Genomic DNA, 21,680 nt, shown 5'->3' on the forward strand with positions numbered 1-21,680 from the left:
CCCTGATGACGGCAACCGTGCAAAACATGAAGAAGATGGCGATCCACCTGGATCGCCTAAACAAACAGGGGTAATCTCTGTTAACCTCCTATTTTTTCGAACAACATATACACAATTACGTGAAGAAACCCTGATCCTTTCGAAAAAGGACAGGGTTTCTCGACATTCTGAAGACATCATTCATGATGTCTCCTTCGTCATCGTATATGGGTCCAGGTCAACATCCTCGAAGATGACTTCATGGACGGATTCCCCCAAAGAATACGCCAGCTGTCCATTGATAAAAACGGCGCAGGCCTGCTCATCGATGCCGATCCCGCGCTTCACCTTCTTAGTTCTCATCCCTTCCAGCAAATTGGACTGGTCGCTCCACTCCGTATAATGAACGCTAATCAATACATTCGAAAGTAAGCCTACCCCTTGCTTAAACAGCATTACGCTTTGTTCATTATCCAGCGGCGATATGAGGCAGATCTCCGGAAGAATCAAGGCGCCTGCCGAATTCCCCGCAATTGGAACACCGTTCCCGTAACGATCAATTAACAGCTCTTTAAAAGGACCTGTTGCGTAATAGTGCTGGTATTTCTCCGTGTTGCCACCGCCAATAAATATTCCCGTAGCCTGTGACAACACCTGTTCGGCATGTTCCATGTCCAGCTTTCCATCCTCATCTGGGACGATCACCTGCATATCCTCGGCACCCGATTCTTTCCACATCTGCTGAAAAAGGGGAACATATCCCTCCCAGCCCGGTCTGTTCATGATGCATAATGCGATTCTGGCGTTGGAACCGCCGGCTTGCTCTATAAATTGTCTATTGGCCTCTGCTTGAAAGGAATGTCCTCCGAGCAAATATAGATATCGATCCCTCAAGATAACGCCCCCTTACTACTTCTTTTTCGGACCTCGTTTGTAAACATAGAACAGCAGCACGGATATAAAATAAATCGGAAGCAGGATCATGCCAATCACGGCACTCAGCAGGACGATGGAGACCTGGCCGCGGTCTGCCATAGCATCGTAATTCACATACCCGTATACAATCCAAACCAGCCATACCAACGTCACGGCATATCCTATTTTATAAGGTAATCTCACAGCATTGTTCACATCCTAGAAGTTGTTTGCGTGACACATTCATAAACATTTCGAATACAACAACTCAACAAATTCATGTTGGTTCCGTTCCATCCATTCTCTTCTGATCAGAAGTTGCTTCAACATCAGGTGGAAATAGGAGGCAATGTTCCTTCCGGCCAAATGCTGTCCGATATAGATGCTTAATAATGAAACATAGTATAACTGCATAATGTAGGGGATCCACTGAATCTCTGCAAGGGTTAACCTCATATATTTTCGATATTCATCTAAAAACAACTCGACCTTCATTAAGGTCTGGTCCTCATGCTGAAGAAGATGGTTCAGACAGATGGATATTTCCCATATCCGGATGTCCATAGCCGCAAAATCAAAATCCAACACACCGCTCATTTCCCTGGACTGGGGATCGATCAAGAGATTAAAAACTAAAATATCATGATGGACCATTTGCTTAGGCAGTACATTCAGTTCAGCTACATGGTTAAATCCTGATTCATAGTATCCTTGCAATACAGCTATCTGTTCGGCATCAATTTCAAAAGGAGGGTATGCCAAAAACTCATTAATTTTCGTCTCAACTGATAGAGAATGGAGATTGTAAAAATCATGGAACGCAATCGCAGGACAAACCACATCAACGGAATCTGATTCGAATTGCTGAAGAGCATATGATACTTCCCCAACTGTCCGCCCATAACTAAGCACATCAGGAATTCTGGATAGATCAGGGAGCTCTCCTTCGATAAACCGTGTCAGGGAGCCCAGGGAACCGTCCGACAGAACCACGTACTTCGCATTATCCTTACTGGAGACGAAACATGGGACATCAAACGATAAGGAACAGCGCTCTAGATAAGCTGTTAATTCAACCTCAAACCGCAATCTATCTTCACTCTTCGTATGACGATTGTATATTCTTGCGACGTATCTCTTTTGGTTCATTACGACAATTCGGGAGTCATTCGTCATGCCGAATGGCACAGTCTCGATCGAATGCACTGGGCCATGAAAATAATGCTGCAACAGCTCCTGAAATAAGTGGTCCAGTGTTTACACCTCTTTTCTGCAGCGCATTCCCTATGATCACGGGTATAAGTCTTTCTACGTTGATACACCTCACTCCAGAATCAGGCAAATATTGACGTTCCGAATCATTTGGAGATCAGAGATAGTCACGTGGTCAATCTTTAACCTTTTAGAAATAATCTTCGTCGGGTCATCCCCAATCCAGACAGACCATATTTCTATGGAGGACTCAAGAGGATTTCTCTTCTCTAGGTATAGACATAATTGTTCGATATACTTGGGATCATGATCGATTACAATCTCGTAGATGTGCGTTTTATTGGTATAGTCTTTTAAGTAATACGGTGGCCGGGGACAGTATTCAACCTGAAATTTTCCTTGAACCGAATCATCAAATCCATGGACTATAGTAATGTCATCCGGGGGGGACTTAATGGGAAATTCTTCATTGAGCGTAAACCCTAATTTCCTATGTTCCTGCAGGGTCATTTCAACAAAACGACATCCACCCGGATTAACCTCCGGGAGCTGGCAATCCGATGCAATAAATTGATAGAGAGTCAAGACAAATCTCCTTTACTAGTGCTGGCAGTGTTAATGGACAAGACCTCACACGCCCTGCTCTTCCCTGTAATGACTGACATCCCCATGCAGGATAATAGTAGGCACCTCATCGCTCAGCTCGATCTTACTTAGGCATGTCGGGTGGATATATGGCAGATCCCACAGCCGGTCCATGCTTCTCCCTTCAAAATGAGCCATTAACAGCTTGACCACCACGGTATGCGTGACCAGCAAAATTCTGGCGCCTGGATTCGAAGCAACAATATCGACAAGTTTGTTAACCGCACGTTCTCTGACCTCATGAAAAGTCTCGCTGCCCTCTACGCCGAACAGCTCCGGATGATTCCAGAAATGCTCCAGCTGCTGAGGATATAATTCGCCGATCCGTTCCTGTGTCTGTCCTTCCCAAACGCCTAAATTAATTTCTTTGAATTCATCGCAAGCCGTAACCGACACATTTCGGTTCCCTCTAATAATCTCGGCTGTATGAAATGCTCTGTTACTGGTACTTGAGTAGATGAGGTCGATAGGGTCATGCTGCAAGGCTTCGCCGAGCCACTCCGCTTGCTGAATGCCCAGCTTCGTCAGCGGCGAATCCATATGTCCTTGAAAACGGTCCAACACATTCCACTCGGTCTGTCCGTGTCTGACGAGGTAGATGGTGGTTGTCTCTTTTATGATCTTTCCTCCCTAACATCGTGAGTCATCGACTATTTCATCAAACGGTCTTCTTGACGTATGGCATAAGCCAGCTTGTACAGGTCCGCAATATCTTGCCTGCCGGTCTCTTCAAATCGCTTAACGGCTTCCTCCAAATCAACCGCCTCTACCGCGATGACCTGCTCGCCATCTTCGGGATTTAGCGGTTCTCCGACGATGCGTACGTCCCCGTAACCTACCAATCTGACAAAATGAGGATGGGGAATATGCGGCCGATAGGGGGTCTTGCTGCTGGATTCACAACGAAACTGGCCGAAGACCCGATACGACTCAAGTTCTGCACCCAGTTCCTCCCTCACTTCCCGTCTGAGTCCATCCATATAGGACTCCCCGGGTTCCAGGGTTCCTCCAGGAAGCTCCCAGCTTCCGTCCGCTACCTGAAAAATAATGCAGCGATCCCCGTCAAATGGAAGAATGGTGACATTGCTGACCTTCGATTCTTCGATTTCTTCCTCAAAGGCAAACCTGGCTCGAACTACGCCCCAATGGATATCATTCGAGAGAGCCGGGTACAGGCTCAAATCCGTGTTTTTTCTCATACACGCAATTCCTTTCGAATTTTACAATTATTCATGCAGCCTATGTAGCGCTGTATTCATGAACCATAAGCACCTGCTCCATCGAGCTCGTAAATCCAAGCTCCTTCAGCACGTTCACCAGTTTCTTATGCGAATCCCGGATGTTGAATGCGGATCGCTTGCAGGCAAAACCGGGTTGTATCATCTCCAGTACCGCGGTCTTCATCACGGCTTCTGCATCCGGATGTCCTGGAGCGGCCTCACAGCGAAACAGCGTAATTGCTGCCAAACTACCTGTGGCATCAAACACCCGCTTAAACAAACCAAAGCCCACCTGTTCTTCTCCTTCATACACAATAACGCATTCGCCATCCTTGATACTGGAAGCGTCTGTCTGCCAGACTTCACCGGATCGATAGAAGGCTACCGATGCAGCCTCCGCTGCTAGGCCTCTGACCAGCGTATACGGTGAACGGGTATTCTTCGCATCTTGCTGCTCCGGAGGCTGTTCATTCGTCATGATGAGCAACCGGTCGATGATATGATATCCAACGCTTTCGTAGAGACGAATCGCTGGCGCATTTGTACTGATCGCCTCTAAATAGGCACGACGGACGCCTTGTTCTACGTACAGCTCTTCGTTTTTCTCCATCATGTTCTTGCCGATTCCCTTCCCCCGGAAATCGGGGGCTATCGCCGTCCCGCCGTTACGTGCAATCTTAACGCCATCTTCCTCCCGAAAGCTGTTCATGACGATGCCCGCCGGTACGCCATCCATGTAACAAGCGAGGGATCTCTCCATGCACAGACCATCATTTCCGATACGGGCAATGAAACGGTCCAGCGGCATCGAGGCGTTCACCATGTATCCTTCAAATGAGTGATTCCAGAGCTCCGATACTTCCCGTATCGGAAGCTCGCTTAACGGTTTGTATGTAATCATATTCAAATCCTCCTAATTAGCCATGAGTGAGTAAGGCATATTTAAAAACATGCAGGAAGAACACCTGAGTAACGTACTCATCGTGTTCTCCTGCATGTCTTAGCCATGCTTATTTACGTTTAAAGAGCTGCATCATCTACGCTATCCAGCCAAGCCTCGATGCTGCCAATGACGGAAGTGACACAGCCATCCTCGAATGGGGAGATCAGACCTGCCACCTTCACCAATTCGGTGAACGACTTGCTTCCGCCTTGGCGGCAGAGGTGCAGATAATCTGCCCATGCAGCGGATTGATCCTCATGCATCTTTTTCCAGAATTGGAATGCACAGATTTGAGCCAGCGTATAGTCGATATAATAGAACGGCGAATTAAAGATATGACCTTGTTTATGCCAGAAACCGCCTTGTTCCAGATACGCATTATCTTCATAGTTCCGGTGCGGCAGATATTTCCGCTCAATCTCGCGCCATGCCTGTTTCCGTTCAGCCGGCGTTGCATCCGGATTTTCATAAACAAAGTGCTGGAATTCATCAACCGTAACCCCGTAAGGAATGAAGATAAGTCCGCTTGCGAGATGGTCGAAGCGGTATTTATCCGCCTCATCTTCGAAGAAGCGGTCCATCCACGGCCATGTGAAGAATTCCATACTCATGGAATGAATTTCACACGCCTCATAGGTAGGAAATCCATACTCCGGTACTTCGAACCCTCTGCTCTCGTACACTTGGAACGCATGACCGGCTTCGTGCGTCAGCACATCAATATCACCGGACGTCCCGTTAAAGTTGGAGAAAATAAACGGTGCGCCGTACTCGCTAATATAGGTACAGTATCCGCCGCTCTGCTTGCCTTTTTTGGCAACCAGATCCATGAGACCGTTCTCCTGCATGAAGGTAAAGAACTCGTGAGTTTCCGGAGACAATTCTTCATACATCTTCGCACCATGGTTTACGATCCAATCCGGGTCACCCTTAGGTGTTGCATTCCCCGATTTGAATGAGAAATTCTCATCGTAGTACAGCAGTTGGTCCACATCGATTCGTTTCTGCTGACGTTCTTTCAGCTTGGTTGCAACGGGAACAATATGCTCCAGCACCTGGTTGCGGAAATTAGCGACCATCTCCGCGTTATAATCCGTGCGGGCCATGCGAGCGTAACCAAGCTCTACGTAATTGTTAAATCCAAGCTTCTTGGCAATTTTGGTTCTCACCTTAACCAGATCATCATAGATACGGTCGAAGGTTGCTTCGTTCTCAGCCATGAAACCGCTGGACGCCTCCATTGCACGTTTACGCATATTGCGGTCCGTCGATTGCTGGAAAGGAATCAATTGCGACAAGGTACGCTCTTCACCTTCGAACTGAATTTTGGCAGAAGCGATCAGCTTCGAATATTCCGTCGTCAGTTTATTCTCCTGCTGCAAATCCTCGATGATCTCAGGGCTGAAGGTTTTGAGAGAGAGCTCTGCCAGCTGGAACAGCTGCCGCCCCCATTTGTTCTCAAGCTCGGCTCTGAATTTCGAATCCACGAGGGCCCGATAATAATCCGTTATGTATTCCTGGATGACCGGTCCGTTCTCGTCGAAGAAATCCTGCTCTGCCTTATAGAACTCGTCGTTCGTATCAATCGAGTGACGGATGTACACCAGTTGACCCAGGGTATCCATCTCACTGCGGAGTTTGTTAATGCGGGTCATCGCCTCATCCTGCTCCTCATACGTGCTGGCGGAGGTGAAGGCGCTAAGCTGTTCCTTAAACTTTTGCTCAAAAGCTTTAACGTCGGGGCGTTCATAGCGATATTCGCTGAATTTCATAAGATACACCTGTCCTCTCCCATATAAAAAAATACATCCTGGCGTCTGATCGCATGGATTCAAAACACCAAACTATATCTAAATTCTATATGCTAATCACAATATCCTTCACAGTTTCTATGAAATTCTACACACCCCGATTGATTACGTGATGATCTTAAGACCAATCGCTGAAGCCAGGATTAAAGCAATGAAGAAAACCCGACGCGCTTCCTTCGGTTCTCCGAACGCAAACATCCCCAGCAGGGTGCTGCCGGCCGTCCCCATTCCCGTCCAAATCGCATAAGCGGTTCCCATGGAAATAAAGGCCATCGCGTACGTCAGCAGCAGGAAACTCGAACCAAGCGAACAGGCTAAAAAGATGTAGGAGCCCAAGCTTCGAGTCAGGCTCACCCTTCTTAATGCGATCACACCCAACACTTCACATAACCCTGCGGCGATCAGAGCGACCCATTCCATTACGCACCACTCTCCTTCGCCTGATTATCCGTATCTTTCGTGACCAGTTTGAGTCCCAACACCCCTGCAGCCAACATGCCAATCAGCAGCAGCTTGATGGGATTCGCCTGCTCGCCAAACACGAGGATCTCCACCAGCACCGTACCGGCTGTCCCGAGTCCTGTGAAAATCACATAGACCGTACCGATGGGAAGTTTAGCCGCAGAGTCCAGAAAAACTTTGAAGCTGAATATAATCGAAGCGATGGTAATGATCCACTGCCACCAGGTATCGGAATGCTTCAAACCGGATACCCATACAACCTCCAGTGCCCCCGCCAATAATAAGAGCCACCATGCTTTTTTCATCCTCCAACATCCTTCCGCTCCGTATTTGTATATAAAATGTTTGTGATGTAGTTGTGATTGTAATCTAAAAATGGCATACCGTATAATGATAATTAGTAATGAGGTCATCATTTTTAGTGATGTCTGGAGGAGAGAGAGGATGGTTTAGATGGAGCTTACCGATCTGAAGGTTTTTCTGAGGATTGCCGATGAAGGGAATATCACCCGCGCTGCGGAGCAACTTGGGTATGTGCAGTCTAATGTTACGGCCCGGGTCAAAAAGCTCGAGAATGAGCTGGGGGTTCCCTTGCTCAACAGACACTCCAATGGAGTGACCTTGACGGAAAAAGGGCGCATGTTCCGGGACTATGCATGTTCCATTCTCAATCTGTCTGAAGAAGCGGTGCGGGCTGTACAGGAAACGCCTTATCCAAGTGGTTCACTGACCATTGGCGTCGTGGATACGGTGCATTGCGGACATTTCATTAAATCCTTGTCGGACTATCAAACCATGTACCCGGACGTCACGCTATCGCTCTTGACCGGCAGCTCTTCGGAGCTGATTGCCCAAGTATTAAACTATCAGCTGGACGGTGCATTTGTGACAGGAAACATTCCGCCGAAGCTGGTTGCCGATTATGTAGAGGAGGACGAGGTTAAACTGCTGACCCAATCGAAGGAACAGCCCTTTCCCGATCTTGCGGTGACCAAATGGGCCGTTGCTCCGGCGGGATGCCCGTTTCGAAGCCTTCTCGAAAGATGGCTGTTAAGCGAAGGAATTCCGTTAACCAATATGATCGAAGTCTCATCGTTAGAGACCCAGTTAGGCATCGTACGATCAGGTCTTGCCGCTACGCTGCTCCCCACCTCCGTCTTAAGCGGAGAATTTGCGAATATGGGCAGCTTCTCGATCCCGGAAGCCTTCCGGCATACCTCGACAAGCCTGATCCGGCGCAACGACCGGTTCAGGAACAAGGCATTTTCCGCTTTTACCGAGCTGGTTAAGGTTAATTTCGATAAGACGGAAGGTTTATGAACTGTGACGCTTTCAACATCATAATTGTCCTCCCAGGGTGGATATGGTGGTATTCTTCCGCGATAGTTCCATCTGCTGCTCGATATAATGGGCGACACCATCAAGCTCATTCGAGTCGATAATATGGTCAGCCAGCTGCAGTATCCTCTCGTGCGCGTTTCGCACCGCAATCCGGGTGCCCCCGGCTTCAAACAGCCCCACATCATTGATGTGGTCGCCGAAGACCACCGTGCTCTCCAGATCAATCCCCATATGGGAGGACCATAATCGGAGCCCGTCACGTTTGTTTGCTTTGGCATGACTGAATTCCAGGAAATAGTGGTTGCGAATGTAGTAATCCGGCATCATATGCGCGTGAATCACATCGCCGTATAATGCCATGACCTCTTGCCGAATCGGCTCCAATTCCTCATGTAATCCAATGTATGTAAGAGCTAAAGTCCGGTAATCCGGCGGGCAGCTCAGGTTCTTCACTTCCAGGAATCTCGGATCATGGGGGCGGCTATCGTAGAAGGACATTTCCCCCTCTCTGCGCAGCGTCTCATGCAGAACACGCTCCCGCTGATCCATATCAAGCGAAAAATAAAAGGGAGTAATGCCAAACTTCCTCCCAACGCCGATAATTTCATTCGAGATATCCCGCTCCAGCCAATATCCATCCATTACGTTTTGATTCAACCCGTCATATATCAAAGCACCGTTATAGAGAATCACGGGGTATTTCCACGGGATATCCGAGACAACGCTTTGAGCGCTAATATAGCCGCGGGCAGTGGCAAACGTAACAACCACGTCCTGCTCCAGCGCATTCGAGATAACATCCCTAGTATAGGGTGAAAGTGTCTGATCTGATCGTAGAAGCGTTCCATCCAGGTCCGTAATATATACTCTTTTCTTCATCAAGAAGCAATGCCTCCTTCGCCGTCCAGTATGTGACAAAACCCAGCCATAGAGCAGCTCTATCTAAGACTGGGTCATTATTATGAATTAGACGTCTTCCTGATTATACAACTTCTATGATAGAGATGGTAAAGGTTAATTGCTTATTTCGCTTCAATCCCCATTTATTTTAGATCCTTTACCTGATCGGATCATGTCAACACTACCCCAAAACAACATTAAAGCAATGACCGGGTGAAGTGCAGATAGAAATCCGATCTGAGACGAGAATGCCGCTGTTAGGAACATCCCGATTACCATACCGAATAAACCTATGCTTTTCCGAAGTAATCGTCGGGAAAGTCCTCCTATCCATGCCATGATTGCCATGATGAGTGGTACAAAGGCAAAATATCTTGCAAAGCTAACATGGGCTGCCCAACTTCCTGGATCCACAAACAGTGCCATTCCGGCGATAAGAACTTGAAGCGCAACACTAACACTGAATATCAAAGTGAGCACGATAAACGAAGCACGGGAAACTCGAACCAAGTTTATGTTATTCATACCTCTCATCCCCCCAACCTATAGATCCCCATGCTTCCGGTTGCAAATGAGAAATCACCTCTTTTATTGCTGTTACGTCGGTTTGAGGAATGGCATATATTTGCGGCACGATAGGAATACGAAAAGTAGTATGGTCGTGAAAAAAACGCGTGATTAAGGTACCTATCGCCCTTCCATTATCATAGTGAATCACGCTCCAAAATCGTCTTTCCCTCTCTTCCCATGGCCCCCAAAGCTCCTCAGATTGTGGAAAGGCACCCGGCATTACGGGTTTAGGGGTTAAACCGGCTTCGTATACCTCTGCTTCCAATGGACGGAATAGCTTGGAACAAAAGAGTCCGTAAGCATAATCTCCTTTATTTTGGAAAATATGCTCAAGCTCGTTCTGGTTCTGTTCCCATACATTCTGCCACTGATCATCCATATATCTCTGGCAGTAATGAGCCAATGCCTTCATCATGGATTCGTTTAAATGCTCTGTTAAGATCATAATCTATCCTCCACCTTTTAATTTGGATATGTGAGTTATACACGATGATGATCAGATCTCCAGTTCCGGATAGCAAGCTTGATATTTTTGGATGATAAGTTTTCCTTAACAGCTTTCTCACACAGCATTAGAAACTCATCATCCGCAGCAAATCGAAGTGCAATGATTTGTTCTATTGTCAGATTTAGATCCGGGAGCCTCCCTGTCATTACAAAATGCCTTAGGTTCTCTTCTGCTCGAATTACGCGATCTTGCACCTTACATACGAATTGCCGGATGAGAAATAAGGTCATAACCACCGAAAATGACATGAGTATGAGAAGCAATGCCGTAAATAACGATATTCCACGCATATTCGTCACAAACAGATAAACGAGTGCTGCGGCAACCAGAGCAAAGCTAAGCGGCACAAGAAAAAAATGAAATGCAGGTACATGTCTTTCATGGTTGCTGTAGGATTGATTTTTCATAGGAATACCTCCTTTCTCTATTGTGAGTGAGCACACACTCATTACGGGATATAATGTTTCCTAACTCATCCAAGGTGAATGCCTTGACTTTGAGTGAGTGCACACTCATAATACAAGTGGAACCATTACAAAGTCAACAGAGCGAGGGGATTATTTTGGATTTAAAGAGCAAGATCGCCGATGCAGCGGAGCTAGTCATTCGCACAAATGGATTGGCCAAAGCAACAACGAAAGAAATCGCCAGAACCGCCGGGTGTTCAGAAGGCTCGCTGTACAATCATTTTAAGAGCAAAGACGATCTATACCTTCACATTTTACGCGGACAATTACGAAATTTTATGCAGACACTCGTATCTCTCAGAGATCTTATCGGAAAAGATACAGTACGTAGTAATCTGGAAAAAGTGGCTCGTGCGGGCCTATCGGATTACTATCAATCCATGCCTCTGATCAGTTCCATCTTCTCTGAGCCAGGACTGTTAGCACAACATAGGGAAGGTTTCACCACTCGGAATGAAGGCCCCCACCGGGCAAATGAAGCAGTTGAATCCTATTTGCTAGAGGAGCAGCGACTTGGGAGAGTATCGGAGCATGTTAAACCGAGATCCGTTGCGGACATGCTGCTTGGAAGCTGCTTCCAATATGCATTTCAATTAAACTTTCTAGGCCGACCTTTATCCGATGAAGAACAGAATGAGTTTGTACATCGGGTGTTGGATACATTGTTTTTAGGGATTGGGAATAAATGACCGGAGAGCAACGGGTGGTAACAGAAGAATCGCAGCATATGAGAGTCCCTGTAAGGGACTGCCTGCCTCAGGTGGAAACATGAAGCTGTACAGCGTGAATTGGGTGATGCAGACAAATAAATTAAGAACTCATCACGTTGCCTCGGCCAACATTCCCGACAGAATGCCGGCCCTGCGGATGACCTCAATCCTTTCCTCGCGGCCTTCAATCGCCCTTATCATTTCGATGGCAGTATCAAAATTCATTACGACATATCCGGTTGTTTCATAACTTTCTGGAATCTCCGCTATAAAGCTCAGCACAGGGATGGCACCTCCGATACTTATTTAGTGATACGCGGCTGAAGATAACCTACGACTTCTTGTATATGCTGAATCTCGGCAAACGGAAAAACACCCATGCTGTTCATTCTCGCGATGTCCCCGCGATAGGAGATAAAAGAAATTCCTGCGCTCTCGGAGGCTTTGCCATCCACCCAGGCATCTCCGACAGACAACCATTCCTCCGGCGATGTATGAGGGAAATGCTTCAACACCTCCATATAACCATCGGGTGCCGGCTTTAACAAGCCCATGGCCTCCCTGCCAATAATGAGATCAAAATAATGCGCAATCTTGTTCTCTTCCAGTGCGGCCACCGCTGCTTCCACCGCATTATTCGTCACAATGGCCAGATGCAGCTGCCCATACAATTGCTGAACAAGCTCGCTTGCTCCCGCTTCAAGAACCGCACTCATCATCCCTCTCATCTCATGTTCCTTGGCAATTTCCCACATCGCGTGACGAAGATCTTCCGACAGCAGCCCTGTATTCATGGCTTCAGCAATGATGGTTGAGGTGGTGTGGGTATCCATGGCCAGACCTTGGGGCAAGATTCTGTGATGGCACAGAAAGTCGTAGACGTCCCTCTTCATTGCGCCAAAATCAATGGTGGAATGCAGCAGCGTATTATCCATATCAAAGACAATGCCTTTTATCGTAAAAGCGATATCTAATCAACTCCAGTCATGGAAATGCCTTGAATTGCTGCCCCGTCAGGCAATCCAGATTTGGGTATGCTGATCAAGGATGTGACGCTTGCCTGACCAGGGTAACCCTCCGTCCCTTCATCCTGTTGTGACGCTAAAGTTCTCCTAATCATGCACAACTTCCGTACCGGCGATAAAATCGTGAAGGGAACGCTTATCCTCGCGCATCGCAACCATAAAGATGCTCACAATGAGTCCAATTCCAAACGTCAGCGCATACACAATTCCGGCTACGAGGTTGCGGAGCAGCATCGTTCCAATGCCCGGCGGCTCAAGAAAATCGAATTTGCGAATGCGAATGCCGCATATGCGCTTGCCAATCGTGTAACCATTCCAATACACGGGCACCAACATAGCATACAGACCGTAAATCAAATCAGAAATCCGCTCATTCTCAAAGTTTCCCGTGATAATTCCTGCAATGATGGATAAAGGAAGAGCAATAATTAGACCATCCAGAAGATTGGCGCCTAGGCGGATCCAAAAGCCGGCAACTTGGTTTTCCCCCATCAATATACCCCCTTAAAAAATCAAAATAACATTCAATTATGGACTCCTATCGGCGTTGTCTGGCTGGTCAATCTCCTCCCAGTTATGCTTGATCTGGTTCAGGTCATTCTCTGTCCATTTACGAATGATGGGGACGATGATGCATAAGATACCAATAATCAAACTGATGATGCTGAATATCCACGGCCCTTTTCCTATTTCCGATAACAAAACCTCAAACACCCAGGGGTTACTTATTCCCGCAATCGCGGCCGTTAAGTACCGGATACCGTACAAAAAAGCCGAAATACAGATAAAAATCATGCCCATCGTTTTATGGTTCATAGTGTGTGTAGTCCTTCCTTTTAACGGTGCCGCACACAAAGCAAGCAGCTGCCATGATTATACCCTTTGGGCGATTAGCTCACTTCTGGCTGCGATTAACCACGGATGCACCAATTTCATTTTGTCACGCTGATTCCATACATGTTCCAAATACACAAGCGCCGCTCCGTCTAAATCCAGATCGTCCAGTTTATTGCGCATGCCCGCTTGGTAGGCGTGATCGCCTTCAAGTTCCCATGAGATCTTATCCGCAACGAATAATACCTTATCCAATTGGCTTGCCCCGGCTTTTAACGTTGTATGGCATTCAATAGCGTTCAAGATGTCCGGTGAGGTGCAGCCGAAGATGCGCTGAGCCATTTCCATGGAAAGCTTCTGATGAATGATCCTGATATATCGATGTTCCTCTTCCATAATGGGTAGAGACCATTCTTCCGCGGCCTCCTTCATTTTACTTACCGAAATAGCATTGCTGATATCATGCAGCAGCGCCGCCTGCCGGGCTGCATCTGGGCTTACATTAAATAACGGTGCGATGACTAACGCCTCTCGTACTACATTCATGATATGTTCAAACGTTTCCTGCTCTCCATGCTTGATTAGAAAAGCTTCTACATCATCCCTTAGGTTATATGTAAACTCTATGCCATAAGTCAGCTTACTAAACACGGAATTCCTCATCCTAGACCACACCTTTCCGCACAACATTTTCCAATCGCTCATATCATTGTAAGCTTCGGTTCCTGTTCGAACAATAGTTATTTTCCACAATTCCCCATATTACTGTTATCCAGATCAAATAGAGAATGTAACGTTAACACAACAAAATCAGCCACACATAAAAAAACAGAATGACTTCCCTACATCGTAGTTAAGCCATTCTGCTGACTGTTATACACTATTTTAGGTATGATCGAAATATGCGGTTACGGTTGTCTGCCCCTTGATTTCATGATGACCCCTAGCAAACCATAGCCAATGGTAACTCCTACCGAATTCAAAATAAAATCATCCACATCCAAGCTTCCCCGTCGCGAGATCATCTGTGTCATTTCGAGCACGAATAACCCGGCCAAAAAGTAAGCAAACATCTTACGAAATCGAATTTGAAATGCAAGCGGAATGAGTACTCCAAAGGGTACAAACACAGCGATATTCCCAACGATATTGATCAAGGAGTCCAAGCTGCGAATCGGAAAATACCTTGCCATCGTCGAGAATGGAACCAGATTATAACTGAATTCCGGCTGAGTTGTCCTCCCGAATCCCCAAATCATCCAGCATGTTAACAAGCCGGTATATCCAATGAGGAGGATCAAGGCGATCATTTTAACATGGGATTTCATGAAGGTCTCCTGTAAAAATGAATTCACACATATTTATCCAATACGTAATCCTCGATCATGTCAATATTTCGGCGTTCCTGTGCGTACTGTTTAATGTGCTTCTTGATATTCGGATACAAAATAATGTCGTCCAGTTGCTCGAGCGAAATCCATTTGACATCGGTTTGATTCGGATCTGGCACAGCCGGAAGTTTTGGAGACGATCCTTCATGTGGATAACATTCAAACACGATGTATACTGTATGGATGCCCGATATGTTATCTCTAGACTGTTTATGCGGAGCATTCTCGTACACAAAAGCAACAGGCCCAGTCTGCGCTTCCAGCGTGGTTTCCTCATACAATTCTCTCAAGGCACCCTCAGCGATCGACTCTCCTGGCTCGGCCCCGCCTCCTGGCAAATTGTAATGCAATCCGTTCTCATCTACATACTCGACCAATAAAACATTCTCATTCTGAAAGACTAACGCTGTCGGCCTCACCCGAATATGATACGTCATCATCATAACCACCTCTCCACGGCTTACAAAAACGGCCGAACGTATTTGATCTGTCTATCATACAATCAATGCGGCTAACATGGAAATATTATGTATAATTGCAGGTCAAAAAGGTTATCAGGCGAGGCGATTCACATCGACCTCCCCAACAACCTCCATCCCTCAGGGAATCGCATGGCGTCTGATCCGTTATCGTCCTGTTCGATCGTTATCTTCCAGTCTCACGGTTTCACCCTTTTCGCGGGAGACATTCGCAGCCTCCAGAAAACGAATGATTTCCAGCGTCTCAGATAAATGAACATCCGAGACACCTGTCGTGAACATCTTCATAATCTGTTCCAGCAGACTCGCATAATAGGGTTTGGGATGCGCCATGATGTCCACAAAGCTGCTGGCCTCCGTGCGATGAATGGTCATCCCGAAGCGATCATTGCCTGCACGGTTGCCTCGAATCGTCCCGATCCTCCCGTCATTCCAAACCGCCGTTAATACCTCATGCAACGCTGTCACGGCGACATGTACGCTGACGCATCCGGGTCCGAGAACGCGGTAAAGCATCTCCGCCGCGTGGATTCCATACCAGAAAAATCCCGGCTGCGTCGGTTGAAGGGGAAGCGGCCCGACGCAATCCACGCCAATGATATCATCCACACCGCCGCGAGCAAGCTCATCCTGAAGTCCTTGTGCATATCGAAGGGACGAACTGCTCATAACGGTAACCTGAAACTGCTCCGCCAGTTCGGCAATTTCCATTGCGTCCTTACTGCTCACCGCAAACGGCTTATCAATAAATACCATTTGGCAATGAGGAGCAATCGCGCGAAACAAGGACAGATGCGACCTTCCGTCGACCGCTTCGAGCATGACGGCATCGACCTGTTTGGAGACGTCTTCCGGAGAATCCAATATTTCGGTTCCCCATGCAGCGAGTTCCTTCGTATATCCCTCCACCCGGCTTATGCTAAGCTCGAAGTCCGGGGATCCTCCGGGAAATGCCGCCGTAACCCGTGCACCGGGAACATGATAGGGATGTGTCTTGTCATGCAGCATTTTCGAGAAAATGGAGACATGCGATGTATCCAAACCAATCATACCGATTTTCAAAGTCATAAGTTCATTCTCCTTTACCTTCAGCATTTTAGATGATCACGCTGGCTTCTCCATTTCGCTGCGTTACTGAGGTTATCCAGCAGGCGGGCATAGGCTTTTCTTTCAATCATCATATCACCCTGAACGACTAAAGGACGTGACTTTAATTCGTCTTTTAACCTGAACCCGGATCCCATACAAAAAGACCGCCTCCATCTGATTATCCGACGTTGGCAGTCTTTCTAACGGACTTATAAATGCGTCGTGCAGTTTAAATAAGGGGCAATTCCAGATACTCTACGGCTGCATCCTCCATCTTATCACGATGAGGCGGTTGACCAGAGCCACAAAAGCAAACACGATGGCAAACGTTATAAAGCCCGAGGATACCTGGCATGCCACCGCGGTTGCAAATATAAGAAATTCGATAAGCAGCACCACGGCAAGCGGCAGCTTGATCCTTGCCTTCGGAGAGATGGTCATGCCCCAGATGACGGCTGCAAGCAGTGGAAGCCCAATACCGAGTGCAACCTGTGCCATGAGCCCGGAGCCATAATGGAAGCCCCAGTAACCTATCGAAAATAATAGAATCAATTCCAGGATAAATCGGAGAGCAAGATTCAATACTTTGAACATATTGAAGCACCTTTCGTTTCCTGTTGTATACCTAAGGTCAATGCTGTAATCACAGCTCGATTTGCTCCAAATGATGAATCATATGATCAACATAATCGTTAAACAACCACTCCAGCGTGACCTCCGTTTTATCGGGCAGCACACATTTTTTCTGAAAATCAGACGAATCGGCTTTTTGCATGACACGCAGAATCATCCGGTTCATCTGCTGCCACAGCGACAACACTTCCGATTGATCATATTGATCCTGGTAATCGTTCACCCGGACCCAATCGTTCTGCGCGTACCCCTGAATGGCAATCGGATAATCGGATAGCAAAATTTTTACAAACCGGATATGGTTATTGACCGCCGAATCGCAAAGGTGACCCAGGATCTCCTTCTTGGACCATTTATCAGGCGCAAGCTTCAGATTGAATTCGACCTCATTAGTCGCCGTTACAATTTCCGTCATTTCGGCAATCAATGATTCCAATTTCATGATCGACTCCATATTATCTTCCTCCTAAGAGCTCTCTCAGCCAATAAGCTTAGAGAGCTTGATTCCATTCTATTCGTGTCATCGGCATTCCCACGAAATCGCTATATTGCTTGGCAGCTTCCATAAACTCCTCTTCTCGATCGTTCCTTAGCGAGAACGGACTAAACGTGATTTCGATGCCGCTTCGCTTAATTTCCCGCTTCCAGACACCGACCACTTCGCCGCCTGCCACCATCATGGGTTGAAATACCCCGTTGCGATGGGGAGCGATCTTCGCATCGTGCTCTGTATCTATGATCGCGCTGCGGTCCTTGTAACCCAAGTAATATTCATCAAAACCCGGAAGCAGAACCACCGAATCCGTATCAGCGGACACGGCCGGTGCAGTGACAGAGCTCCAGTATTCAATGCCGTTGACAAAATCTAAACGAAGATTTGATTTGACCGCCTCAAAGCCTCGTTTAGCTTCCGTCAGCGTTAAACCGACCCACCACGCAAAATCCTGAATCGTTGCGGGCCCGTGACCGGTAAAATAACGAAGCGCCAGCTCCGCCAGCGATTCTTCAAACGTAAGCTCCCTTGATTTCGGGACCCACTCATCGAGCAGCACAAAACTCTGCTGTTTGCCTTCATGCGGGCCGAAGCAGATCATGCCTGTCCGCCCCAAATATCCGAGAATGTAATAACCGCGGCCGTTCTTGGTGTTGATCCCCGCATCCTCCAGCAGGTCCATCAGTTTCGGTCGGGATACGGGTGAACAACCACTCAGCGCGTTGCCAATGATCGTACTGCATCGATGGAGCGTACCTTCGTCAAGCTCAAGTTCCGCCCGTTTCTTCTTGTCATGCGTTTGAAAACGCGATTCCGTCAGCTTCACCATCCACTTGGCGTCCTCGGCCGGCACAAAAAATATCGTCCCCCGCATCGGCCAAGTTAGCACGATCTTGCGATCGATCATGGCCTGCTCTACATCGGACAGCTTGGCAGATTGTGTACGGAGACCGATTCCCCATACCGCTTGATGATAATCCTGAGCTTGCACCGCGCCGAGTCCTCTGACGACTTGCTCCGGACTCTCATGCTTCATGCCGGTTATCCCTTGATTGAACAGCCTTCGATTCGCTATGATTCGACTTGGCACAATGGTCACTCTCCTAGGTCATGAATATCTCGCGAGCTTCAAGCCTTCATTTTAAATCCGGAATGGACATCCAGGCGCGTTCGTTCTGCCAGCTCACCTCAACCGGCGTCTCAAAAAACGAGCTCAAATTGTCGCTTGTCAGCATGTCCTTGGAACGCCCCTTCCCGAATACGGTGCCCCGGCGGATGAGCAAGGAGTGCGAGAAAATCGGCAGTATTTCTTCGATATGATGCGTAACGAACAGCAGGGTCGGCGCATCAGGCTTTGAAGCCAGTGCCGTAATACTGGACAGCAGCGCTTCCCTCGACAGAAAATCCAGTCCATTACAGGCCTCATCCAGAATCAAAAGACGCGGAGAAGCCATGAGCGCACGAGCGATCAGCAGCTTCTGCTTCTCCCCTTGAGAACAGGTTTCGTATGTACGACCCAGCAGATGAATACAATTAAAATCCTTCATGAGCTGCTCGGCCTGTTCCCGGTCCGCTTCATCCACCTTCTGATACAGGCCGATCGAGGCATGTTTACCGCTTATCACGACATCCAGCGTGGATTCGCTCGGGCGGATTCTTTCCTGCAGTGAGGAGCTGACCCAGCCAATTGATTTACGCAATTCTCTTAAATCCACCCTGCCAAAAAGATGCCCGAGCACCGAAACCGTACCGCTAGTCGGCCAGATATAACCATTAATCATATTCAAAATGGTTGTCTTCCCGGAACCGTTCAGTCCAAGCACCGCCCAATGCTCCCCTTGCTGCACGGTCCAATCCACGCCTGTAAGAACGGTCTTCTGATCCCGTTTCCAGGTTACGTTATTCAGTTCAATCGTCGTGTTCATTGCTGCTCCCTCTCCTTTGTCATTCTGCTGCGTCACTGCTTTTCTCTTTTCAAGGATTATACCAGCAATTACATATTCCTCAATAGTCTGATGAGATCCAGCCTGGGAATCCAATCTTTGACTTGGGATCATTCTATATAATTAGTCCGGACCCATATATGAACGAGGGTTTCAGTCAACGAACTCGATATTGACAAATAATTATTTTTATGTTATGATGAAATGTTTTTTTATTTACATCAGTTTACAGATTTGATAATCTACTTCTGCTCAGTCTTCTCTGGAAGTTGAACTTGGGAGAAGAAATCCCCGTATTGTGGAGGTATGTAATATGCTAATCGATCAAGGCATTCATATGCTGAACATATCAGCAGCCATGATGGGACGAATCGAAACGATCCACCCGACATTCCTATGGGATCATCAGGATCTGGTTCTCATCGATACCGGCTATCCCGGCCAGTTCGCGCTCATTCAGGAGCAGTTATCGATCATCGGGTTTTCTGTTCAGGACGTAAACAAAATTATTATAACACACCAGGATTTGGATCATATCGGCAGTTTGCCGGCCGTTATCCAACATAGCAAGCGAGCCCCCGAAGTGTTCGCCAGCGAAATCGAAAAGCCTTATATCGAAGGCGATACAAGGCTTGTCAAATTATCGCCCGAGGCTATCGCTCAAGCTATAGCATCGCTGCCGGACAACGTGCCTACAGAGTGGAGAAACGCGTTTAAGCACACCCTCGAGAACCCTCCTACAGCCCCTGTGCATCGTATTGTGCGCGACGGCGAGGAGCTGCCTTTTGGAGGCGGCATGATCGTGATCCATACGCCGGGCCATACCCCCGGCCACACCAGCTTATATCACATACCGAGCAAAACCCTGATTGCCGCAGATGCCCTGAACGTAATCGATGGACGGCTGGTCGGACCGGATCCGGCAACCACCTATGACTTGGCATTAGCACAGCTCTCCTTGCAGAAGCTCACCCACTATGACATCCGCAACGTGATCTGTTACCACGGCGGATTATTTACGGACAATCCCAACCAGCGCATTCGTGAATTGGCTTATGTTTAAGCGTTGTCGATCCACTGCGAATCAAGAAGACTTCACTTCGTTCTTCTGTCCGTCAATCCAGCTAATCTCAAGGTACCACGTATACGTATCACCGGCCGGCACCTCTGCCGCTGCCTGACGCCCCATTGCATACGAGAGATCATCGAGCAGCCCCGTAGCAGGCTCAAGTGCAAGATGGTATTGTCCCTGATAGCCGCCGTAATTCGCCCATATCGCTAAATAAGGCACCTGCTCTTTAGGAAACGTCATGCGGAGTCCTTCTCCCGCAACCGGATCGTAAATGGAAGCTTGCCCATCCGGCAGCTCGCCTGCAAAATAAAACTTCTCTGCGGTTGCTTCAACCTTGCTGCTGGTTCGATTCAAGCGAATATTGGGGTATTCCTCCCATGGCTGCGGCCATTTCCGAATATCGCCGAATTCTCCCAATCTGCCGTTGGCCGAATACGATACAATGATCTCCGTCAGCTTGTCCGAAACGATAATCTCGACGCCTTCATCGATTTGAAACAACGGATGTGCAGCCCACAGGAAAGAGAATGGGAACGGGCTCGGATTATGAACAGCATAATCAATCCGCAAGGTATCTTCACGGGGGAAGGAGTAGGTTTTGCGCAGCTGATAAGGAATTCGGATCCCCTGCACGCTGCAGTGAAGCTGTTCCTCCTCACTGTGCGCCTTCCATGGAATGGACCATACCTCGCCATGATCCGGAAGCTCCGTTCCTTCCCATGGATACGCGGGATACCGGCAGTCATTGATCGTTGGAAACATTTCGTCCCAGCCGTTGCCGTCCCGCTTTCCGAAGGAACTTGCATACCCGTGCGTTTCCAGAGCTCCAGCAGGCTGCACCAGCCATTCCCGGCCAGTCTTTCGATTACGAAGCGAAATGACCCTGCTTCCGAGTTCAAGCACCACGATCATCTCCATAACCTCCGTGCGCCCTGTCCAAACCTCATATCCATCCAGCATGCCTTTGGTCCAGATCATCATCGCCATCCTCCTCCGTTCTAGTCAACGCATCGCCCGGGATGCACAAATGCTCAAGGA

At 47.8% G+C, this 21,680-nt stretch carries 29 protein-coding genes; 3 read left to right on the forward strand and 26 right to left on the reverse strand.

Going from position 1 to position 21,680, the window contains the following annotated elements; genetic code table 11:
- Positions 1–180 precede the first annotated feature (180 nt).
- The 9 genes from PLA01S_RS06995 to PLA01S_RS07035 all read right to left on the reverse strand — a co-directional run bounded on the left by PLA01S_RS06995 (position 181) and on the right by PLA01S_RS07035 (position 7,492).
- Entirely contained in the window at positions 181–873 is a 693-nt protein-coding gene (locus PLA01S_RS06995) for a cyanophycinase (RefSeq protein WP_127591111.1), read from the reverse strand.
- A gap of 15 nt (positions 874–888) precedes the next feature.
- The gene (locus tag PLA01S_RS07000) at positions 889–1,098 is read right to left on the reverse strand and encodes a hypothetical protein (RefSeq protein ID WP_127591113.1); all 210 of its coding nucleotides are present in this window, start codon (positions 1,096–1,098) and stop codon (positions 889–891) included.
- 39 nt (positions 1,099–1,137) lie between these two features.
- The gene (locus PLA01S_RS07005) at positions 1,138–2,100 is read right to left on the reverse strand and encodes a phosphotransferase enzyme family protein (RefSeq protein WP_371860399.1); all 963 of its coding nucleotides are present in this window, start codon (positions 2,098–2,100) and stop codon (positions 1,138–1,140) included.
- 636 nt (positions 2,101–2,736) lie between these two features.
- The gene (locus tag PLA01S_RS07010; protein ID WP_127591117.1) at positions 2,737–3,369 is read right to left on the reverse strand and encodes a histidine phosphatase family protein; all 633 of its coding nucleotides are present in this window, start codon (positions 3,367–3,369) and stop codon (positions 2,737–2,739) included.
- Positions 3,370–3,401: 32 nt separating this feature from the next.
- Positions 3,402–3,950 (reverse strand): NUDIX hydrolase, encoded by a 549-nt coding sequence (locus PLA01S_RS07015; RefSeq protein WP_127591119.1) that lies wholly within the window; start codon positions 3,948–3,950, stop codon positions 3,402–3,404.
- A 40-nt stretch (positions 3,951–3,990) separates the two neighbouring features.
- Positions 3,991–4,872, reverse strand: coding sequence for a GNAT family N-acetyltransferase (locus PLA01S_RS07020; protein ID WP_127591121.1), 882 nt, complete (start codon positions 4,870–4,872; stop codon positions 3,991–3,993).
- 119 nt (positions 4,873–4,991) lie between these two features.
- On the reverse strand, positions 4,992–6,686 hold the full coding sequence (locus PLA01S_RS07025) for a M3 family oligoendopeptidase (protein WP_127591715.1): 1,695 nt from the start codon (positions 6,684–6,686) through the stop codon (positions 4,992–4,994).
- Positions 6,687–6,830: 144 nt separating this feature from the next.
- Positions 6,831–7,145, reverse strand: coding sequence for a DMT family transporter (locus tag PLA01S_RS07030; protein ID WP_127591123.1), 315 nt, complete (start codon positions 7,143–7,145; stop codon positions 6,831–6,833).
- Positions 7,145–7,492, reverse strand: coding sequence for a DMT family transporter (locus PLA01S_RS07035; protein ID WP_127591125.1), 348 nt, complete (start codon positions 7,490–7,492; stop codon positions 7,145–7,147). Before PLA01S_RS07035 ends, PLA01S_RS07030 begins: the two co-directional genes overlap by 1 nt.
- Positions 7,493–7,640: 148 nt before the next feature.
- On the opposite strand from PLA01S_RS07035, the gene PLA01S_RS07040 reads away from it, so the two are divergent.
- Positions 7,641–8,507: a LysR family transcriptional regulator gene (locus PLA01S_RS07040; protein WP_127591127.1), complete on the forward strand. Its 867-nt coding sequence runs from the start codon at positions 7,641–7,643 to the stop codon at positions 8,505–8,507.
- Between the two features lie 18 nt (positions 8,508–8,525).
- On the opposite strand, the gene PLA01S_RS07045 is transcribed toward PLA01S_RS07040, so the two are convergent.
- The 4 genes from PLA01S_RS07045 to PLA01S_RS07060 form a co-directional block, all read right to left on the reverse strand.
- Positions 8,526–9,407: an HAD family hydrolase gene (locus tag PLA01S_RS07045; RefSeq protein WP_127591716.1), complete on the reverse strand. Its 882-nt coding sequence runs from the start codon at positions 9,405–9,407 to the stop codon at positions 8,526–8,528.
- A gap of 153 nt (positions 9,408–9,560) precedes the next feature.
- The gene (locus PLA01S_RS07050; RefSeq protein ID WP_127591129.1) at positions 9,561–9,953 is read right to left on the reverse strand and encodes a DUF6220 domain-containing protein; all 393 of its coding nucleotides are present in this window, start codon (positions 9,951–9,953) and stop codon (positions 9,561–9,563) included.
- Positions 9,946–10,443 (reverse strand): DUF6022 family protein, encoded by a 498-nt coding sequence (locus PLA01S_RS07055; RefSeq protein WP_127591131.1) that lies wholly within the window; start codon positions 10,441–10,443, stop codon positions 9,946–9,948. The genes PLA01S_RS07050 and PLA01S_RS07055 overlap by 8 nt, the downstream gene beginning before the upstream one ends.
- A gap of 35 nt (positions 10,444–10,478) precedes the next feature.
- On the reverse strand, positions 10,479–10,913 hold the full coding sequence (locus PLA01S_RS07060; protein WP_127591133.1) for a DUF6526 family protein: 435 nt from the start codon (positions 10,911–10,913) through the stop codon (positions 10,479–10,481).
- Between the two features lie 74 nt (positions 10,914–10,987).
- Between PLA01S_RS07060 and PLA01S_RS07065 the strand changes: the two genes are divergently transcribed.
- Positions 10,988–11,662, forward strand: coding sequence for a TetR/AcrR family transcriptional regulator (locus tag PLA01S_RS07065; protein ID WP_246059375.1), 675 nt, complete (start codon positions 10,988–10,990; stop codon positions 11,660–11,662).
- Between the two features lie 132 nt (positions 11,663–11,794).
- Here the strand turns inward: PLA01S_RS07065 and PLA01S_RS31880 are convergent, their stop codons facing one another.
- From PLA01S_RS31880 to PLA01S_RS07120, 12 genes are all read right to left on the reverse strand, one after another.
- Positions 11,795–11,965: a hypothetical protein gene (locus PLA01S_RS31880; RefSeq protein WP_164817348.1), complete on the reverse strand. Its 171-nt coding sequence runs from the start codon at positions 11,963–11,965 to the stop codon at positions 11,795–11,797.
- A gap of 20 nt (positions 11,966–11,985) precedes the next feature.
- A complete protein-coding gene (locus tag PLA01S_RS07070; protein ID WP_307719752.1) occupies positions 11,986–12,651 on the reverse strand; it encodes an HAD family hydrolase in 666 nt (221 codons plus the stop codon).
- Positions 12,652–12,795: 144 nt separating this feature from the next.
- Positions 12,796–13,200, reverse strand: coding sequence for an RDD family protein (locus PLA01S_RS07075; protein ID WP_100538291.1), 405 nt, complete (start codon positions 13,198–13,200; stop codon positions 12,796–12,798).
- Between the two features lie 36 nt (positions 13,201–13,236).
- Positions 13,237–13,524 (reverse strand): hypothetical protein, encoded by a 288-nt coding sequence (locus tag PLA01S_RS07080; RefSeq protein WP_127591139.1) that lies wholly within the window; start codon positions 13,522–13,524, stop codon positions 13,237–13,239.
- Between the two features lie 57 nt (positions 13,525–13,581).
- Positions 13,582–14,247 carry a bis(5'-nucleosyl)-tetraphosphatase (symmetrical) YqeK gene (gene yqeK, locus PLA01S_RS07085; RefSeq protein WP_127591141.1) on the reverse strand — a complete coding sequence of 222 codons (666 nt, stop codon included), beginning with the start codon at positions 14,245–14,247 and terminating at the stop codon, positions 13,582–13,584.
- Between the two features lie 203 nt (positions 14,248–14,450).
- The gene (locus tag PLA01S_RS07090; protein WP_127591143.1) at positions 14,451–14,870 is read right to left on the reverse strand and encodes a VanZ family protein; all 420 of its coding nucleotides are present in this window, start codon (positions 14,868–14,870) and stop codon (positions 14,451–14,453) included.
- Positions 14,871–14,893: 23 nt separating this feature from the next.
- The gene (locus PLA01S_RS07095; protein ID WP_127591717.1) at positions 14,894–15,370 is read right to left on the reverse strand and encodes an NUDIX domain-containing protein; all 477 of its coding nucleotides are present in this window, start codon (positions 15,368–15,370) and stop codon (positions 14,894–14,896) included.
- 189 nt (positions 15,371–15,559) lie between these two features.
- Positions 15,560–16,480: a Gfo/Idh/MocA family protein gene (locus PLA01S_RS07100; protein ID WP_127591145.1), complete on the reverse strand. Its 921-nt coding sequence runs from the start codon at positions 16,478–16,480 to the stop codon at positions 15,560–15,562.
- A 276-nt stretch (positions 16,481–16,756) separates the two neighbouring features.
- Positions 16,757–17,095: a YrdB family protein gene (locus tag PLA01S_RS07105; RefSeq protein WP_127591147.1), complete on the reverse strand. Its 339-nt coding sequence runs from the start codon at positions 17,093–17,095 to the stop codon at positions 16,757–16,759.
- Between the two features lie 49 nt (positions 17,096–17,144).
- Positions 17,145–17,588: a DinB family protein gene (locus PLA01S_RS07110; RefSeq protein WP_127591149.1), complete on the reverse strand. Its 444-nt coding sequence runs from the start codon at positions 17,586–17,588 to the stop codon at positions 17,145–17,147.
- A 37-nt stretch (positions 17,589–17,625) separates the two neighbouring features.
- Positions 17,626–18,717 (reverse strand): winged helix DNA-binding domain-containing protein, encoded by a 1,092-nt coding sequence (locus PLA01S_RS07115; protein ID WP_127591151.1) that lies wholly within the window; start codon positions 18,715–18,717, stop codon positions 17,626–17,628.
- Between the two features lie 46 nt (positions 18,718–18,763).
- Positions 18,764–19,552, reverse strand: a complete 789-nt coding sequence (locus PLA01S_RS07120; protein WP_127591153.1) for an ABC transporter ATP-binding protein — start codon at positions 19,550–19,552, stop codon at positions 18,764–18,766.
- Positions 19,553–19,883: 331 nt separating this feature from the next.
- Here PLA01S_RS07120 and PLA01S_RS07125 point away from each other — a divergent pair, with 331 nt between their 5' ends.
- On the forward strand, positions 19,884–20,633 hold the full coding sequence (locus tag PLA01S_RS07125) for an MBL fold metallo-hydrolase (protein ID WP_127591155.1): 750 nt from the start codon (positions 19,884–19,886) through the stop codon (positions 20,631–20,633).
- 21 nt (positions 20,634–20,654) lie between these two features.
- On the opposite strand, the gene PLA01S_RS07130 is transcribed toward PLA01S_RS07125, so the two are convergent.
- On the reverse strand, positions 20,655–21,620 hold the full coding sequence (locus PLA01S_RS07130) for an aldose epimerase family protein (protein ID WP_127591718.1): 966 nt from the start codon (positions 21,618–21,620) through the stop codon (positions 20,655–20,657).
- Positions 21,621–21,680 lie beyond the last annotated feature (60 nt).

The sequence above is a fragment of the Paenibacillus lautus NBRC 15380 genome (assembly GCF_004000945.1).
GTDB classification, from domain to species: Bacteria; Bacillota; Bacilli; order Paenibacillales; family Paenibacillaceae; genus Paenibacillus_AQ; species Paenibacillus_AQ lautus.

Bases quoted from the DNA above. Each gene is read 5' to 3' on its own strand.
- PLA01S_RS07015 (WP_127591119.1), bottom strand. From the start codon at position 3,950: ATGAGAAAAAACACGGATTTGAGCCTGTACCCGGCTCTCTCGAATGAT.
- PLA01S_RS07020 (WP_127591121.1), bottom strand. From the start codon at position 4,872: ATGATTACATACAAACCGTTAAGCGAGCTTCCGATACGGGAAGTATCG.
- PLA01S_RS07025 (WP_127591715.1), bottom strand. From the start codon at position 6,686: ATGAAATTCAGCGAATATCGCTATGAACGCCCCGACGTTAAAGCTTTT.
- PLA01S_RS07030 (WP_127591123.1), bottom strand. From the start codon at position 7,145: ATGGAATGGGTCGCTCTGATCGCCGCAGGGTTATGTGAAGTGTTGGGT.
- PLA01S_RS07035 (WP_127591125.1), bottom strand. From the start codon at position 7,492: ATGAAAAAAGCATGGTGGCTCTTATTATTGGCGGGGGCACTGGAGGTT.
- PLA01S_RS07040 (WP_127591127.1), top strand. From the start codon at position 7,641: ATGGAGCTTACCGATCTGAAGGTTTTTCTGAGGATTGCCGATGAAGGG.
- PLA01S_RS07045 (WP_127591716.1), bottom strand. From the start codon at position 9,407: ATGAAGAAAAGAGTATATATTACGGACCTGGATGGAACGCTTCTACGA.
- PLA01S_RS07050 (WP_127591129.1), bottom strand. From the start codon at position 9,953: ATGAATAACATAAACTTGGTTCGAGTTTCCCGTGCTTCGTTTATCGTG.
- PLA01S_RS07055 (WP_127591131.1), bottom strand. From the start codon at position 10,443: ATGATCTTAACAGAGCATTTAAACGAATCCATGATGAAGGCATTGGCT.
- PLA01S_RS07060 (WP_127591133.1), bottom strand. From the start codon at position 10,913: ATGAAAAATCAATCCTACAGCAACCATGAAAGACATGTACCTGCATTT.
- PLA01S_RS07075 (WP_100538291.1), bottom strand. From the start codon at position 13,200: ATGGGGGAAAACCAAGTTGCCGGCTTTTGGATCCGCCTAGGCGCCAAT.
- PLA01S_RS07080 (WP_127591139.1), bottom strand. From the start codon at position 13,524: ATGAACCATAAAACGATGGGCATGATTTTTATCTGTATTTCGGCTTTT.
- yqeK (WP_127591141.1), bottom strand. From the start codon at position 14,247: ATGAGCGATTGGAAAATGTTGTGCGGAAAGGTGTGGTCTAGGATGAGG.
- PLA01S_RS07090 (WP_127591143.1), bottom strand. From the start codon at position 14,870: ATGAAATCCCATGTTAAAATGATCGCCTTGATCCTCCTCATTGGATAT.
- PLA01S_RS07095 (WP_127591717.1), bottom strand. From the start codon at position 15,370: ATGACGTATCATATTCGGGTGAGGCCGACAGCGTTAGTCTTTCAGAAT.
- PLA01S_RS07100 (WP_127591145.1), bottom strand. From the start codon at position 16,480: ATGACTTTGAAAATCGGTATGATTGGTTTGGATACATCGCATGTCTCC.
- PLA01S_RS07105 (WP_127591147.1), bottom strand. From the start codon at position 17,095: ATGTTCAAAGTATTGAATCTTGCTCTCCGATTTATCCTGGAATTGATT.
- PLA01S_RS07110 (WP_127591149.1), bottom strand. From the start codon at position 17,588: ATGGAGTCGATCATGAAATTGGAATCATTGATTGCCGAAATGACGGAA.
- PLA01S_RS07120 (WP_127591153.1), bottom strand. From the start codon at position 19,552: ATGAACACGACGATTGAACTGAATAACGTAACCTGGAAACGGGATCAG.
- PLA01S_RS07125 (WP_127591155.1), top strand. From the start codon at position 19,884: ATGCTAATCGATCAAGGCATTCATATGCTGAACATATCAGCAGCCATG.
- PLA01S_RS07130 (WP_127591718.1), bottom strand. From the start codon at position 21,620: ATGATCTGGACCAAAGGCATGCTGGATGGATATGAGGTTTGGACAGGG.